This is a genomic window from Ochrobactrum sp. 19YEA23 (genome assembly GCF_029909865.1).
Classification (GTDB): Bacteria; Pseudomonadota; Alphaproteobacteria; order Rhizobiales; family Rhizobiaceae; genus Brucella; species Brucella gambitense.
The window spans coordinates 45,066-60,389 of record NZ_JASAMQ010000010.1; the positions used below are offsets into that span (position 1 = coordinate 45,066).

The window sequence follows — 15,324 nt, forward strand, 5'->3', positions numbered from 1 at the left end:
TTTGTGCTGGGTCGTATGGAGGCGGGTGGAAGATCGGGCCGTCGGGGTCTGGAATTGATGCGTCTTAATGGTGTCGGGCCACGCTCATTCGTATTTCCACTTGACGATCTTTAAATACGTCACTTATCATATATGTGTCAACATGAAAACAAGCCGCAAAAACGGCGGTTCGGCTGGCCGGTTTTTGTTTGGTGGAGGTAATAGGCAAGCAAAATCAGACGATTGGCGCGATGCGACCAGTCGCGAGGAAATGGCGAGGGCCGAAAGAGGCCTGAACCTTTCCAGTGAGAATATAGAGCGATTTTGCCCCGAAAATGCATGCAAGCAAAGAGTTGGAGCGGTTCGAACACTTCCATCGGAACAGAAATCGCTTCGATAAGAACAACGGTTAAAACCAGAGGGAAACTCCATGAAATCCATCGCAAGACTTCTCGCCGGATCGGCCATCGCATCCGGTCTCCTGCTGTCGCAGGCCTTTGCCGCCGATACGATCAAGATCGGTGTTGCAGGCCCGATGACAGGCCCCAACGCTACATTCGGCGAACAGGTTTACAGCGGCGTTTCCGCTTATGTGAACGATGTGAACGCAAACGGCGGCATCAATGGCAAGCAGATCGAACTGGTGAAGGGCGATGATGCCTGCGAACCGAAGCAGGCGATTGCCGTTGCCAACCGTTTTGTCGATCAGGACAAGGTCCAGGCGGTGATCGGCCATTTCTGCTCGTCGAGCACCATCCCCGCTTCTGAAATCTACAATGATGCGGGCATTCTGGAGATGGCTCCTGCATCCACCAATCCAACGGTGACCGAGCGTGGTCTTGAAACCGTGTTTCGCGGTTGCGGACGCGACGATCAGCAGGCAGTCGTCGCCGGTGCGTTCATTCTCGACACGTTGAAGCGGGACAAGATCGCGCTGATCCACGACAAGGACACCTATGGTCAGGGCCTGGTCGATGCAGTCAAGAAGACCATCGAAGCGCGCGGCATCAAGCCGGTTCTCTATGAAGGGCTGACGCGCGGCGAACGCGACTTCAATGCGCTGGTGACCAAGATCAAGAGCTCTGGCGCAACGGCTGTTTATTTCGGCGGTCTTATTCCGGAAGGCGGCCCGCTGATCCGCCAGATCAAGGAACAGGGGCTGGATGTGGTTGTGGTGAGCGGCGATTCCTTCGCGCAGGCCGAGCTGATTGCGGCAGCCGGCGGCGCGGGCAACCTCAAGAACGTCTATTATTCCGCAACGCCGGACCCGCTGGCCGATCCGTCGACCAAGGGCGTTCAGGATGCGCTGAAGAAGGCGAATATCACGCCAGCCAACTACACGCTCTATGGCTATGCCAATGCGCAGGCCATCGTGGCTGCTTTGAAGGCGGGTGACGACATCAAGGCCCAGACCAACTGGCTGCGTAACAACACGGTTGATTCCGCCATTGGCAAGATCACCTGGGACGAGAAGGGCGACATCAAGGACTTCAAGTTCGTCTTCTATAATTTCGACGACAAGGGAACCCCAGTTCTCGTCAATTAAGGCTCTGCCAGCTCCAGCCAGACCCTGCGGTCTGGCTGGTTCCTCCTTGCCTGAACCGCATCCGCAGCCCGTCACGCTGGTTGGCTGGATGCGTCGGACCAAGAGTTCAGATCGCATGTCGCTCTGAATGCAAAAGGGGTTGCCATGGACTTCTATATTCTGGCCCAGCAGCTGATCAATGGGATCACGCTGGGCGCTATCTACGGACTGATCGCCGTCGGCTACACGATGGTCTACGGGGTCATCCGCATGATCAATTTCGCTCATGGCGACGTCTATATGGTGTCGGCCTATATTGCCGCGATCACGCTTGCGGTGCTGGGCTTCTTCGGCGTTCAGTCGGTTCCTTTCGCGCTGATCTCGATCCTGATCATCACCTGCGCCATCACGGCGGTCTATGGGTGGGTGATCGAGCGCGTGGCCTACAGGCCGTTGCGCGGCTCCACCAAACTGGCGCCGCTGATTTCGGCGATCGGCATATCGCTGATGCTGCAAAGCTATGTCCAGATTTCGCAAGGCGCGCGCGATCAGGGTGTGCCGACGCTGATCCAGGGCGCTTTCCGGTTCGGCACCGAACAGCACTTCGCCCAGATCACCTATATGCAGACCGTGATCCTGCTGGCCTCATTGGTCGCCATGGGCATTCTGACCTATGTGATCGGCTATACGCGCATTGGCCGTGAGTGCCGCGCGACCCAGCAGAATATCCGCATTTCTGCGATCCTCGGCGTCAATACCGACCGCACCATCTCCACGGTCTTCGTGATCGGTGCAGCAACGGCTGCCGTCGGCGGCGTGCTGGTGACCTTCAACTATGGTTCGTTCAATTTCTTCATCGGCTTCGTGATGGGCATCAAGGCCTTCACGGCGGCAGTACTTGGCGGCATTGGTTCTCTGCCGGGCGCAGTGCTCGGCGGCATATTGCTCGGCCTCACCGAAGCACTGTTCGCCGGCTATGTCAGCACGGACTACAAGGACGTCTTTGCCTTTGCCTTGCTGATTGTTCTTCTGTTCTTCCGTCCCTACGGCCTGCTCGGTCGTCCGGAAATCCAGAAAGTCTGAGGGGGCCGGAAACCATGCTGAACGACCGTCTTCTTGCGCTTTTCAAGGAAGCGCTGCTGACCTTCACGATTTCGCTGATCCTGCTTGGGCCGATTTCCGGTCTCGTGCTGGACGGCTTCTCCTTCCGCAATGAGTTGATGCGGGCCGTCACGCTTGCCGCCATCGTCACAGCCGGACGGCTGATATTTTCGCTGATCGGCATGAGCCCGTTTGGCGCAAGGCTGAAAGCCCTTTTGTCCAGCAATAGCGGCGGCGTCACCGTCAGAACGGGCAAGGAAAAATCCGCAGCCCCGCTGCTGGCGGTGATTTTTCTGGCAGGGTTGATGCTGCCTTTCGTGGCCGACAAATATTTCCTCGGCATCGCCATTCTGGCGCTGATCTACTGCCTCCTGGGTCTGGGGCTGAACATCGTCGTCGGGCTGGCTGGCCTGCTCGATCTCGGCTTCGTGGCCTTCTATGCGGTGGGGGCCTATCTTCTGGCACTCGGCTCGCAATATCTGGGGTTGGGCTTCTGGAGCGCGCTGGTTATCGCGCCGTTTCTCGCAGGCCTTTGCGGCATGATCCTCGGCTTTCCGGTGCTCAAGATGCATGGCGATTACCTCGCTATCGTGACACTGGGTTTCGGCGAGATCATCCGCCTTGTGCTCAACAACTGGCTGGACTTCACCGGAGGACCGAACGGCGCCCCCGCGCCCGCTCCCACGCTCTTCGGTTTGGAGTTCAGCCGGACCGCAAAGCAGGGCGGCACGCCGTTCCACGACTTCTTCGGCATCGCCTATAATTCCGATTACAAGTTCTGGTTCCTGTATTTCGTGCTGTTCCTCGTCGTCTGCGGGGTGATCTACACGGTAGAGCGCCTGCGCGTGATGCCGCTGGGGCGCATGTGGGAAGCGCTGCGCGAGGATGAGATTGCCTGCCGGTCGCTTGGCGTCAATCACGTCTTCATCAAGCTCTCAGCCTTTATGCTTGGCGCATCGACAGGCGGGATTGCAGGCGTGTTCTTCGCGGCGCATCAGGGCTTCGTGAACCCGACATCCTTCACCTTCTTCGAATCCGCGCTCATCCTCGCCATCGTGGTGCTGGGTGGTCTTGGCTCGACTGTCGGTGTCATTCTGGCCGCGCTGGTCCTGACCATCCTGCCGGAACTGCTGCGCGACTTCGCAGAATATCGCGTCTTCATTTTCGGCGTGCTGATGGTCGTCATGATGATCTGGAAGCCGCGCGGTCTGGTGCGGGTCACGCGTCCGGCGTTCTTCCCGTCCTCGGAGGCGGTGGTCTCGGCGGGGCTTTCCTCCAAGCCGGACCAATTGACCATGGAGGCCAGCCGATGAGCGCGCCTATTCTCGAGGTTCAGAATGTTACCATGCGCTTTGGCGGCATCGTCGCCAATCGCGGCGTCAATTTCTCGGTGGCGAAAGGCGGCATTACCGCGCTGATCGGTCCCAACGGCGCTGGCAAGACGACGATGTTCAACTGCATCACCGGCTTTTATCGCGCGAGCGAAGGCCGCATTGTGCTCAACGGTCCGGAAGGCCCGCGCGACATCGGCGCCTATATGGATAAGCCGATCACCGGCGGCTCCCATCAGGTGACGCGGGCGGGCATCGCCCGCACATTCCAGAACATCCGGCTGTTCAAGGAAATGTCGGTGGTGGAGAACCTGCTGGTTGCCCAGCATCTTGTCACCCGCAACGGGTTGCTGGGTGGCATTTTCAAGACCTCGGCATTTCGCAAGGCCGAAACGGAGGCGGTGGACCGCGCCTATTACTGGCTTGGCCAGATGAACCTGCTTGAAGACGCCAACCGGCTGGCTGGCGAACTTCCCTATGGTCGGCAGCGACGGCTGGAGATCGCCCGCGCCATGTGTACCGGGCCGCAGCTCATCTGCCTTGACGAACCGGCGGCGGGGCTGAACCCATCCGAAACACATGAGCTTTCGCAGATCATCCAGCGGCTTTGCGCCGAACAGGAACTGACTGTGCTGGTGATTGAGCACGATATGGGGCTGGTGATGCGTATATCGAACCACATTGTCGTGCTGGATCACGGCGAGGTCATTGCCGATGGAACGCCTGAACAGGTGGCCAACGATCCGGCAGTGATCGCTGCCTATCTCGGTGTCAGTGAAGAAGAGGTGCAATCGTGAGCCAGGCGGCAGAACCAAACGGGCAGGGCGCAACCGACAAGCTTCTGGAGCTGGTGGATGTGCACGCGCATTATGGCGCGGTGGAAGCGCTGCGCTCCGTCAATGTGCATATTTCCAAGGGCGAGATTGTCAGCCTGATCGGCGCGAATGGCGCAGGCAAGACCACGCTGCTTTCGACGATCTTCGGCTCGCCGCGCGCATCGAAAGGCAGGATCGTTCATCGTGGCGAGGACATTTCCCGTCTGGCGACAAATCGCATTTCCAGGCGTGGTGTGGCGCTGGTGCCGGAGGGGCGGCAGATCTATCAGGAAATGTCGGTCGAGGAGAACATGATGATGGGCACCACGCCTGTCGGCATGGAGCATTTCGACGCCGACCGCGCAACCATGTTCGAACTGTTTCCTCGCCTCAAAGAGCGTCGCAATCAGGTTGCAGGCACCATGTCCGGTGGCGAGCAGCAGATGCTGGCCATTGCGCGCGCCATGATGGCGCGGCCCGAGTTGATCCTGTTCGATGAGCCTTCGCTGGGGCTGGCACCGCTGGTCGTGAAGCGCGTCTTCGAGGTGCTGGGAGAGATTGCCGCGATGGGCAAGACCATTTTTCTGGTCGAGCAGAATGCCAATCACGCGCTGAAACTGTCACAGCGCGCCTATGTCATGGTCAATGGCCGCATTCATCTGTCAGGTGACAGCGCTTCGCTTCTGGACAATGCCGAGGTGCGCAAAGCCTATCTCGGCCTGCACTGAACCTGCTTGTCATCCCACTTCCTTGATTGCAATCAAGGAAAACCTGAAACGAAGGGACTAGATTTCCGATTGCGGGCTGCTTTGCCCGCAATGTTTGGGCGCTTTCGGCCTGTTCGCTTGGGCAGCCGCGGCGCTCGTGATGGAGATCGAGATGAAAATGCGTATGACCGCGTTGGGACTTGCTGCCGGTGTCTTAGGCCTGCTTGCTGCACCTGCTTTCGCTGAGAATATTGAAGTTCACATGCTGAACAAGGGCGCTGAAGGCGTCATGGTGTTCGAGCCTGCCTATATAAAGGCGAAGCCCGGCGACACGGTAACCTTCATCTCGGTGGACAAGGGGCATTATGTCGAGTCGGTCAAGGACATGCTCCCGGCAGGCGTGGCCCCGTTCAAAAGCAAGATGAACGAGAACTATGTGCTGACCGTCACGGAGCCCGGCGCTTACCTTGTCAAATGCACGCCGCACTTCGCCATGGGCATGGTTGCGGTGATTGCTGTCGGCGACAATCCGGCCAATCTCGAACAGATCGTTGCCGCCAAGAAGCCGAAGATCGTCCAGACGCGGCTGGAGAAAGTTATCGCCAGCGCGAAATGACAGGCGAGAGCCTTTCGTAAAACCCCAGCGAATCTGACTGAAAACTGCGCGATCTCCTCACGCAGTTTTCGTTAACTTGACATTTAATCAATCGATTGATTAAATCAGATTATGAAAAAATCGCGCCAGACTGGCACCCCTGCCAACGCCGCCCAAAGCGAGCCGTTACTGTCCAGCGACCAGACGCGCATGGCGCTGATCCATGCGGCTTTGCAGCTGTTCGGATCGAAAGGCTTCGACGCCACCTCGACGCGCGAGATCGCGGCTTTTGCCAAGGCGAATATCGGTTCTATCGCCTATCATTTCGGCGGCAAGGAAGGGCTGCGGCTTGCCGCTGCCGACTATATTGTCGAGACGATACAAGGTGTTGCCGGTCAGGCGCTCGGCCATTACGGGGCAATTGGTGCGCCCGCGACGACGAAGGAAGCTGCGCGTCAGCAGCTGGGTTTCGCACTGGAGCGGATGGTTCAGTTTATCGTGGCGCAACCGGCATCCGGCGAAATTGTTCAGTTTCTGTTGCGCGAGCTGGCGCATCCGACAGCGGCGCTCGACCGCATCTATTCCGGCGTCTTTGAGCCGACCCACAAACGGCTTTGCGCCGTGTGGGAAGCAGCAACGGGCGAACCGGCGGAAAGCGAGCAAACCCGCCTCACCGTTTTCACGCTGCTTGGACAGGTCGTCTATTTCCGGATCGGGCAGGAGGCGGTGAAGCGGCGCATGGGCTGGGTGGCTTTCGGTCCCGATGAAGCCAGGGCGGTTGCAGCCATCGCACGGCAGAATCTGTTTGCCATTCTCGCCGCCCGCGATGATCAGCATAATAAGGACGCAGTGCAATGAGCCTTCTCTGTATCGTTCCGTTCGCATCCTATCTGTTCGCGGCATGCAGCAGCCAGCCGCTGGCCGTTGGCTATGTTGAAGGCGAGTTCGTACAGCTTGCCCCGTTGGAAGTTGCGCAGGTGCAATCCGTCATGGTGAAGCGCGGCGACCGTGTGGAACCGGACAAGCCGATTGCGCTCACCGAAGATACGGATGCGAAGATCGCGGTTGCGCAGGCAGAAGCCGCGCTGGCGCAGGCTCAGGCGCAGCTTGCCGATTTGCAGGTTGGCAAGCGCCCGGATGAAATTGCGGTTCTGGAGGCGTCGGTGCGTACCGCCAATGCGCAGGCCGACGATGCGCGGCGCACGCTTTTGCGCACGCAAGACCTGACAAAGCGCGGGGTCATGACGCAGGCCCAGCTGGACGATGCCAAAACCAGTGTGGAAGTGGCCGAAGCGTCCATCAATCAGAGCATGGCCAATCTGGCCGTGGGGCGTTTGCCCGCCCGCCCGGAAGAAATCAAGGCTGCCGAGAATGCGGTCAAGAGCGCTGCCGCACAGCTCGATTCCGCACGCTGGCATCTGACCAAGCGCACCATCGTTGCGCCCGCTGCCGGGCGGATCACCGATGTCATCCGCAATCCGGGCGATACTGCCGGGCCGACGGCGCCAGTGCTGACCATGTTGCCGGACGGTGCGGTGAAGCTGAAGGTCTATATTCCTGAAGCCAAGTTCTCCTCCGTCCGGGTTGGAGACATGCTGTCGGTGCGTTGCGACGGCTGCGCGGCAGACCTCAAGGCGAAGGTGAGCTATGTGTCGCCCGACCCGGAATTCACTCCGCCGGTGATCTATTCGCTCGAAACGCGCCAGAAGCTTGTCTATCTCGTCGAGGCGCATCCGGTCGATCCGGCTTCGCCGCTCCAGCCGGGCCAGATCGTCGATGTCGATCTGGCCGCCCGATAGGCGGAGGCGATCATGTCAAACGCCATTGATGTCAAAGGTCTGGTGAAACGGTTTGGCGATGCAACCGTCGTCGATCATGTGAGCATGTCGGTGGCGGAGGGCGAGATTGTCGGATTTCTGGGTCCGAACGGTTCCGGCAAGACCACGACCATCCGCATGATGTGTGGCCTGCTGACGCCTGACGAAGGCGAGGGGCAGGTGCTGGGGTTTGACCTGCGCACCGAAGGACTGAAGATCAAGCGCGAGGTCGGTTACATGACGCAGCGCTTTTCCTTCTACGAAGACCTGACCATCGCCGAAAATCTTGAATTTGTGGCGCGGCTTTATCGTCTGAAGCCGGTGCAAGATCATGTGGCGCGCACGCTGGAAGAGCTTGGGCTTACATCGCGCGGCAATCAGCTGGCCGGAACGCTTTCCGGCGGCTGGAAACAGCGGCTCGCACTTGCCGCCTGTATCATGCACAAGCCAAAGCTCTTGCTGCTGGACGAGCCAACCGCCGGTGTTGACCCCAAGGCGCGGCGTGATTTCTGGGACGAGATCCATCGCCTTGCCGATGGCGGCCTGACGGTGCTGGTTTCAACCCACTACATGGATGAGGCCGAGCGCTGCCACCGCATCAGCTATATTTCCTACGGCAAGCTTCTGGCAACGGGAACGGTCAGGGATGTGATCGCCGAGGCGGGTCTTACGACTTTCATCGTCAGCGGCCAGCGGTTGGGCGATGTTGCGCGCGAACTGGAGAATGAGCCGGGCGTTCAGCAAGTGGCGCCATTCGGGGCGACGCTGCACGTTGTCGGCTCCGACCGGGCCAAGCTTGAAACTGCGCTCGACAAGATCAGACATCGTGACGGGATTACCGTCGAGGCGGGCGAAACCAGCCTTGAGGATGTCTTCATCCAGTTCATGGCCAATGCGCAGGACAATATGTCGAAAGCGGCCAGCGCCGGGAGCAACAAGGCCGGGAGTAGCAAAGGATGACCGGCAACTGGTTTTCATTCGAGCGTCTTGGCGCAATGCTGATGAAGGAATTCATCCAGATGCGGCGCGACCGCATCACCTTCGCCATGATGCTGGTGGTGCCGCTGATGCAGCTTTTGCTGTTCGGCTTTGCCATCAACAATGACCCGAAAAGCTTGCCAAGCGCCGTGGTCGTCACCAGTCAGGATCATTACACCCGGGCGATGATATCGGCGTTGGAAACGACCGGTTATTATCGCTTCGATCATGTGGTTCAAAGCGCCGCCGAAGCCGAAGCGCTGATTGCCAACGGCACGGTCTCCTTCGTGGTCACCATCCCGTCCGACTTTGCACGGCGGGTGGATGCAGGCGATGCACCGCAAATTCTCATCGAAGCCGATGCGACCGACCCTTCTGTGGCAAGCGGGGCGATTTCGACGCTCAGCACTGTGGCCAGTCAAGCGCTGTTGCGCGAGCAGGGCAAACAGGCCGAAGCGACGGAGGCCGCACGCAGCCAGCTACAGGTGATCGTGCATCGTCGGTACAATCCGGAAGGCGTGTCGCAGTATAATATCGTTCCCGGCCTGCTGGGTGTCATCCTGCAAATGACGATGGTGATGATGACGGCCATGGCGCTGACCCGTGAAACCGAGCGCGGCACCATGGAAAACCTGCTCGCCATGCCCGCCACGCCTGCCGAGATCATGCTGGGTAAGGTGCTGCCGTTTCTCGCTGTGGGGGCGGTGCAGGTGGTGGTCGTGCTGGTTGCGGCAAAGCTTTTGTTCGGCGTGCCGTTTGTCGGATCGCTGGCGCTGCTTCTGGCTTGCGTGCTGATCTTCGTTTTGTCGCTGGTGTTGCTCGGCTATACGATTTCGACCGCCTCGCGGACGCAGATGCAGGCCATGCAGCTGACCTTCTTCTTTTTTCTGCCATCGCTGATGCTGTCGGGTTTCATGTTCCCGTTCAGGGGCATGCCCGACTGGGCGCAGACCTTGGGCGAGATTTTCCCGCTCACGCATTTCCTGCGTATTGTGCGCGCCGTTATGCTGAAAGGCGCAACCCTTGCCGATATTGCAGGCGAGGTGAATGCGCTGATTCTGTTCGTTGTTCTTTTTGCCACGATGGCTTTGTTGCGCTTCCGGCGCACGCTCGATTGATCAGGCGCGCGCCGGGGCAAGTTTTATCAGCAAGCCGAAGGGGCAAGCTCCGCTTTCGGGCGGCGTGACAGCGTGAACAGCAGACCCGCCGCGGCCAGAAGGCCACCGGCCACCGGGATGGCAGCATAGCCGTAGCCCGCGCTCAACACAGCGCCACCCAGAGCCGCGCCCACTGCATTGCCAAGGTTGAATGCGCCGATATTGATCGACGAAGCCAGACCCGGTGCTTCGGCTGCGGCCTGCATGACGCGCATCTGGACCGGCGGCACGATGGCAAATGCAGCAGCACCCCAGGCCAGCAGGCTGATGAGCGCGCCAACATGGCTGTTGAGCGCGAGCGGCAGCACGAAGCTGATGGCAGCGAGCAGGCCGAGGAAGATCCGCGTTGCGCCATTCAGCGACCAGTCGGCCAGACGGCCACCCAGCGCGTTGCCGATGGTAAAGCCCACGCCGATGATTACGAGTGCCAGCGTCACGAAACCTTCCGACGCACCGGTGCGGTCAGCCAGAACGGCGGCAACATAGGTGTAGAGCGTGAACATTGCGCCTGCACCCATCACGGTTGTCGCCAGCGACTTCAATACGGTTGGACGCAACAGAACACCCACTTCCTTACGGATATCGGGCATCTTGCCCGCTTCACCGCGCGGCAGTGAAAGCCACAGGGCGGCAATGGCGACGAGGCCGAGAACCGCAGTTCCCGCAAACGACATGCGCCAGCCGATCTGCTGGCCGATCCAGGTTGCTGCCGGGACGCCGCCAATATTGGCGATGGTGAGACCCATGAACATGGTCGCAACGGCGCTGGCCCGCTTTTCCGGCGGCACGACACTGGCCGCAACGATGGAGCCGAGACCGAAGAACGCGCCGTGGTTGAGGCTCGTCACGAGACGAGCAGCCAGAAGCGTCCAGTAATCCGGTGCGAAGGCCGACAGGATGTTGCCGATGGTGAAGATCGCCATCAGCAGCATCAGCGCGGTGCGCTTGCCGAAACGCCCAAAGGCCAAAGTCATGATCGGCGCGCCGATCATGACGCCAATCGCATAGGCGCTGACCAGCAGGCCAGCGGTCGGGATCGATACATTCACGCCATCGGCGATGACCGGCAGCAGGCCCATCGGCGCAAATTCGGTGGTGCCGATGCCGAAGGCACCGATTGCAAGCGCAAGAAGCGGCCAGTTGAAACCGGCCGCTTTGGTTGCGCTATCCTGAGCGTTTGAAGCACTCATAGCGAAATCTCCGTGTTACTTGTCCCAGACAGGCGACAGCTCGGGAGGGCTGACGAGACGTCCGTCCGGGCGGGCGAGCTTTGCAATCGCCGCCATGTCTTCAGAATTGAGTTCAAAGTCGAACAGATCGAAGTTTTCCGCGACACGCGCCGGCTTGGCGGTCTTCGACAGTGCGATGAAACCGCGTTCGATGAGCCAGCGCAGCGCAACCTGTGCGGCGGTCTTGCCGTATTTCGCGCCGATGGCCTGCAAAGCCGGATCACGCGGAACCGCGCCATCGGCCATGCCGAAATAGGCGGTAATGGCAACGCCTGCTTCCTTGGCGGCAGCAGCAATCGCGTTCTGGTCGAGATAAGGGTGAACCTCGATCTGGTTGGTCACGATTGGCGCTTGGCTGCGTTCAATCGATTCTTTCATCTGCGCGATATTCTGGTTGCTGACGCCGATAAAGCGCGTCTTGCCCGAAGCCTGAACCGCATTCAGCAAGTCGACCTGTTCGGCAATCGACACTTTGTGGGCTGGCCAGTGCAGCAGCAAGAGGTCGACCTGATCGACTTGCAGCTTGTCGAGGCTTTCGCTCACGGAAGAAGCGAACTTCTCTTCGCTATAATTATCGACCCAGACTTTGGTGGTCAGGAACAGATCATCGCGACGTGCGCCAGCCTTCTGCAAGGCTTGGCCAAGGGCTGCTTCGTTCTGATAGATCTGAGCGGTATCGAAATGGCGGAAACCTGCTTCCAGTGCGGCTGGAATGACGGCTTCCACTTCGGCGTCCGACATACGGAAAACGCCGAAACCAAGCGCGGGAATAGCCGCGCCGTGTGCGTTGACGATCTTCATTGTAACTCCTGTTGACTGGCTGGACGCGTTTCGCGCGGAGGCGCACGAAGCTTGGGAGGCAAACGCTTCCAGTCAGGAATCCATTAGAATCCTGTGATGCACAAAGAGATAGGCCCAACATTCCCACTTGAAAATCCGCTGTCGTTCCACATTATCTATGAAACAATTTCACAGATGGGGTCATGGATGGATAATCGCGCCGGTGAGATGCAGGTGTTCCTGCGGGTCGTGGACGCGGGCAGCTTCTCGGAGGCTGCGCGCCTTTTGCGCATGAATCCATCCACCATCAGCAAGCTGATTTCGCGTATCGAGACGCGGCTTGGCGTGCGGCTTTTGGAGCGGTCGTCCCGCCGCCTGTCGCTGACCGCCGAAGGGCGCATCTATTATGAGCGCAGTCAGGGGCTGCTGCACGACTTTGACGAGATCGAGCGCGAACTGTCGCAAGGCTCGGCCAGCACGGGCGGCACGGTGCGCATCACCACATCGGTTGCGCTGGGCACACTGGGGCTGGAGCCGGTGCTGCCGGAATTTCTCAGCGCCTATCCGAATATCGTGGTGGACCTGTCTCTCAACGACGAGATCGTCGACCTCTATCGCGACCGGACCGATGTGGCGTTTCGCACCGGCAAGCTTGCAAATTCCAGCATGATGATGCGCAAGATCGGTCTGGCGCGGCGCAAGATCGTGGCGGCCCCCGCCTATCTGGAGCGCTGCGGCATGCCACGCTCGGTTGACGATCTCGCCGAGCATAATTGCATCGGCTTCAACTTCCGCCGTGTCGCGCCGGTCTGGCCGCTCAAGGAAAGCGGTCGCATTGTTGACCGCGCCGTCTGTGGATCATTGCTCGCCAATAATGGTGAAACGGTGCGCCGCATGGCCATAGCCGGGGTGGGGTTGGCCCGCATCGCGCATTACCATGCGCGCGACGACATAGCAGCCGGACGGCTGGTCGAGGTGCTGGCGGATGTCATCGAAAGCGACGAGGAAGAGGTGAATGCCGTGTTCCTTGGCGGGGCCAGACTGCCCCAGCGCGTGAAGGTCTTCCTCGATTTCGCGGTGCCGCGATTGCAGGCATTTCTCGCCTTGTAACAGAGCGATCACGCCGAATCATGTTGCATATTTGCTTCTAAGCGTGTGTTTTCCGCATAAAACGACGCTTCCCCATAAAATTTAGCACATCCAATAGCTGAACGATTTCATGTTCTTGAAAGGGCACGTCCCGCTTTTCAAGATTCTGTGCTCGCGTTTTGTATTGACTGTTAACATTGCGTTAACCACAGTTTGTTGCAATGTGTTACACAGAGTTACAATCGGTGAACTGGAAGCGAGGTGTGGATTGAAAGGAGTACGGCAGATAGAACGACAGTCCCGGCAGGTCAGCCTGCAACAAGGGGACAAGTCTGCCGTGGCCAACATGACCTTGTTCTGGGGCCTGATGCGCGCCTATTGGGTATCCGACCGCTGGAGAGAAGCTTGGGCGCTCACCGCCGCGATTTTTCTTCTGACGGCATTCGTCAGCAAGATGACGGTCTGGGTAGCGGAAGCTTCCGGTCACCTGATGAACTCCATCGTCAATGCCAATACCGCACCGGTTCAAAACCCGCTGGCGACGATTTCGGTCAATGCCGGTCTTTTGGTTCTGCTGATGCTGGGCAAGGATGTGATGCTGGTTGGCTCGCGCCATTTCCTTTCCACGACCTTGCATCGCAAGTGGCGCAAGTGGCTGAACGATCAGTTCTCCGCAGCGCTTCTGAATAGCAAGCACAGCCATTTCCATTTGCAGCAAGGTCGCGGCAAGGACCAGATCGACAATGTCGATCAGCGCTTGCAGGAATCGATCAAGGGTATGACTGGCGGCGCCATCGGCCTCGTGATGGGTATTGTCGGCGTCGTCCTGTCGGCCTTCTTCATCGGGCAGAAGCTCATCGAAATGTCCACGAATGTGGAGGGGCTGGAAGTCTTCGGCTCTTATGGCAGCGCGGTTCTCGCCTTTGCAGCTATCCTGATTTACGTCCCGCTCGGCACATTCGTAGCCATCAAGATCGGTCGCCGTCTGGAACGCCTCAATCTCGGCATTCAGCAGGCGGAAGGTTCCTATCGTGGCGAATGGACAACCCTTCTGCGTCGCAGCTTCCAGATTTCCGCCTCCAATGGCGAGGCCGTCCAGCGTTCGGTGAATGAACGTCTCTACAAGGATGTTGACGGCACCTGGAACAAGCTCAATCGTTTTGACGCGGCCTATCTCGCCTTCTCGCAGGCCTATGGCTTCCTGTCCAACCGCATCGTCGCCTATATTCCGGGCCTTCTGCCCTATATGAGCGGATCGGTGAGCTTCCGTAATTATGTCACGGGTGCGGAACTGGTTGCCGCGATGATCAACGACTGCTCGTGGTTCATTCAGGTTATGCCTGCAATCGCCAATCTGCGCGCCAATGCAAACCGCGTGACCGGGCTGGCGCAGGCCATGGAAAATGTGCAGGACCCGACGGAATTCTATGCGCGTTCGGGCGTCAATCGCTTTGCTTTCGCCCGTCAGCATCCGCGCTTCGGCCTGTCTGTCCGCAACCTCACACTGATGCAGGGGCCGGACAGCGAGGCGCCGTTCCTGCGCTCCGGCGTGATCAATATCCGCGCTGGCGACTGGGTCTATATGCGCGGTGAATCCGGCTCGGGTAAAACCTCCTTTGTCAAGGCGCTGAACGGTCTTTGGCCCTATGGCACCGGCGATATCATCTATCCGCAGAATGCGACCTCGCTCTATGCGACGCAGGATGCAAAGTTCCCGTCCGTATCGCTGAAGCAGCTTGTCAGCCTGCCGGGCGATGCCGGAAGTTTTGGCGATCTTGCTGTTGCAGCCGTCCTGCATGAAGCGGGTCTCGGTGAATTCATCGAACGGATGAACGACAGCGATGCCGGTGGCGCACCGTGGGATATGGTTCTGTCCGGCGGGCAGAAGCAGAAGATCGTGCTGGCGCGCATCCTCCTGCACAAGCCGTCGATCATCTTCCTCGACGAAGCCACAGGTGCTCTCGACCCGGCTGCAAAGGCACGCTTCCATACCGCTCTGAAGACCCGCTGCCCCGACGCCATCGTCATCAGCATCATGCATGAGGAAAAGCTGCCGGTACTCGAAAGCGGCGCGCAGGTCTATTCGCATGTGCTGGATATCCGCAACGGCCATGTCTCGCTGCGTCCAGTTCATTTCGATCTTCCGGGTACTGCCAACGCCCCGCTCATCGCAGCTGAATAATCGCTTTCTTTAGAGCGCGTTTCGATCTGATTGGATCAG

At 59.1% G+C, this 15,324-nt stretch carries 14 protein-coding genes; 12 read left to right on the forward strand and 2 right to left on the reverse strand.

The window, feature by feature from the left end; translation table 11 throughout:
• Positions 1–409: 409 nt before the first annotated feature.
• The 10 genes from QBD01_RS21295 to QBD01_RS21340 all read left to right on the forward strand — a co-directional run bounded on the left by QBD01_RS21295 (position 410) and on the right by QBD01_RS21340 (position 9,966).
• The gene (locus QBD01_RS21295) at positions 410–1,525 is read left to right on the forward strand and encodes a branched-chain amino acid ABC transporter substrate-binding protein (protein WP_280994432.1); all 1,116 of its coding nucleotides are present in this window, start codon (positions 410–412) and stop codon (positions 1,523–1,525) included.
• 144 nt (positions 1,526–1,669) lie between these two features.
• Positions 1,670–2,587 carry a branched-chain amino acid ABC transporter permease LivH gene (locus QBD01_RS21300; protein WP_078339029.1) on the forward strand — a complete coding sequence of 306 codons (918 nt, stop codon included), beginning with the start codon at positions 1,670–1,672 and terminating at the stop codon, positions 2,585–2,587.
• A gap of 14 nt (positions 2,588–2,601) precedes the next feature.
• Positions 2,602–3,918: a high-affinity branched-chain amino acid ABC transporter permease LivM gene (gene livM, locus QBD01_RS21305; protein WP_280994433.1), complete on the forward strand. Its 1,317-nt coding sequence runs from the start codon at positions 2,602–2,604 to the stop codon at positions 3,916–3,918.
• Positions 3,915–4,733 carry an ATP-binding cassette domain-containing protein gene (locus tag QBD01_RS21310; RefSeq protein ID WP_280994434.1) on the forward strand — a complete coding sequence of 273 codons (819 nt, stop codon included), beginning with the start codon at positions 3,915–3,917 and terminating at the stop codon, positions 4,731–4,733. The genes livM and QBD01_RS21310 overlap by 4 nt, the downstream gene beginning before the upstream one ends.
• Positions 4,730–5,479 (forward strand): ABC transporter ATP-binding protein, encoded by a 750-nt coding sequence (locus QBD01_RS21315; RefSeq protein WP_182519478.1) that lies wholly within the window; start codon positions 4,730–4,732, stop codon positions 5,477–5,479. Before QBD01_RS21310 ends, QBD01_RS21315 begins: the two co-directional genes overlap by 4 nt.
• Positions 5,480–5,636: 157 nt before the next feature.
• A complete protein-coding gene (locus QBD01_RS21320; protein ID WP_182520037.1) occupies positions 5,637–6,074 on the forward strand; it encodes a pseudoazurin in 438 nt (145 codons plus the stop codon).
• A 111-nt stretch (positions 6,075–6,185) separates the two neighbouring features.
• Complete coding sequence (locus tag QBD01_RS21325; RefSeq protein ID WP_280994435.1) at positions 6,186–6,911, forward strand: CerR family C-terminal domain-containing protein; 726 nt, start codon at positions 6,186–6,188, stop codon at positions 6,909–6,911.
• Positions 6,908–7,852 (forward strand): HlyD family efflux transporter periplasmic adaptor subunit, encoded by a 945-nt coding sequence (locus QBD01_RS21330; RefSeq protein ID WP_280994436.1) that lies wholly within the window; start codon positions 6,908–6,910, stop codon positions 7,850–7,852. Before QBD01_RS21325 ends, QBD01_RS21330 begins: the two co-directional genes overlap by 4 nt.
• 12 nt (positions 7,853–7,864) lie before the next feature.
• Positions 7,865–8,830, forward strand: a complete 966-nt coding sequence (locus QBD01_RS21335; protein ID WP_280994437.1) for an ABC transporter ATP-binding protein — start codon at positions 7,865–7,867, stop codon at positions 8,828–8,830.
• Positions 8,827–9,966 (forward strand): ABC transporter permease, encoded by a 1,140-nt coding sequence (locus QBD01_RS21340; protein ID WP_280994438.1) that lies wholly within the window; start codon positions 8,827–8,829, stop codon positions 9,964–9,966. The genes QBD01_RS21335 and QBD01_RS21340 overlap by 4 nt, the downstream gene beginning before the upstream one ends.
• 26 nt (positions 9,967–9,992) lie before the next feature.
• On the opposite strand, the gene QBD01_RS21345 is transcribed toward QBD01_RS21340, so the two are convergent.
• Both QBD01_RS21345 and QBD01_RS21350 read right to left on the reverse strand, forming a co-directional pair.
• A complete protein-coding gene (locus QBD01_RS21345) occupies positions 9,993–11,195 on the reverse strand; it encodes an MFS transporter (RefSeq protein ID WP_280994439.1) in 1,203 nt (400 codons plus the stop codon).
• 15 nt (positions 11,196–11,210) lie between these two features.
• Positions 11,211–12,035: an aldo/keto reductase gene (locus QBD01_RS21350; RefSeq protein WP_280994440.1), complete on the reverse strand. Its 825-nt coding sequence runs from the start codon at positions 12,033–12,035 to the stop codon at positions 11,211–11,213.
• Between the two features lie 186 nt (positions 12,036–12,221).
• On the opposite strand from QBD01_RS21350, the gene QBD01_RS21355 reads away from it, so the two are divergent.
• Together QBD01_RS21355 and QBD01_RS21360 are read left to right on the forward strand one after the other, a co-directional pair.
• A complete protein-coding gene (locus tag QBD01_RS21355; RefSeq protein ID WP_280994441.1) occupies positions 12,222–13,124 on the forward strand; it encodes a LysR family transcriptional regulator in 903 nt (300 codons plus the stop codon).
• 316 nt (positions 13,125–13,440) lie between these two features.
• Positions 13,441–15,285, forward strand: a complete 1,845-nt coding sequence (locus QBD01_RS21360) for an ABC transporter ATP-binding protein/permease (protein WP_280994493.1) — start codon at positions 13,441–13,443, stop codon at positions 15,283–15,285.
• Positions 15,286–15,324: the final 39 nt, after the last annotated feature.

Bases quoted from the DNA above. Each gene is read 5' to 3' on its own strand.
- QBD01_RS21355 (WP_280994441.1), top strand. From the start codon at position 12,222: ATGGATAATCGCGCCGGTGAGATGCAGGTGTTCCTGCGGGTCGTGGAC.
- QBD01_RS21340 (WP_280994438.1), top strand. From the start codon at position 8,827: ATGACCGGCAACTGGTTTTCATTCGAGCGTCTTGGCGCAATGCTGATG.
- QBD01_RS21335 (WP_280994437.1), top strand. From the start codon at position 7,865: ATGTCAAACGCCATTGATGTCAAAGGTCTGGTGAAACGGTTTGGCGAT.
- QBD01_RS21295 (WP_280994432.1), top strand. From the start codon at position 410: ATGAAATCCATCGCAAGACTTCTCGCCGGATCGGCCATCGCATCCGGT.
- livM (WP_280994433.1), top strand. From the start codon at position 2,602: ATGCTGAACGACCGTCTTCTTGCGCTTTTCAAGGAAGCGCTGCTGACC.
- QBD01_RS21310 (WP_280994434.1), top strand. From the start codon at position 3,915: ATGAGCGCGCCTATTCTCGAGGTTCAGAATGTTACCATGCGCTTTGGC.
- QBD01_RS21345 (WP_280994439.1), bottom strand. From the start codon at position 11,195: ATGAGTGCTTCAAACGCTCAGGATAGCGCAACCAAAGCGGCCGGTTTC.
- QBD01_RS21300 (WP_078339029.1), top strand. From the start codon at position 1,670: ATGGACTTCTATATTCTGGCCCAGCAGCTGATCAATGGGATCACGCTG.
- QBD01_RS21350 (WP_280994440.1), bottom strand. From the start codon at position 12,035: ATGAAGATCGTCAACGCACACGGCGCGGCTATTCCCGCGCTTGGTTTC.
- QBD01_RS21320 (WP_182520037.1), top strand. From the start codon at position 5,637: ATGCGTATGACCGCGTTGGGACTTGCTGCCGGTGTCTTAGGCCTGCTT.
- QBD01_RS21325 (WP_280994435.1), top strand. From the start codon at position 6,186: ATGAAAAAATCGCGCCAGACTGGCACCCCTGCCAACGCCGCCCAAAGC.
- QBD01_RS21330 (WP_280994436.1), top strand. From the start codon at position 6,908: ATGAGCCTTCTCTGTATCGTTCCGTTCGCATCCTATCTGTTCGCGGCA.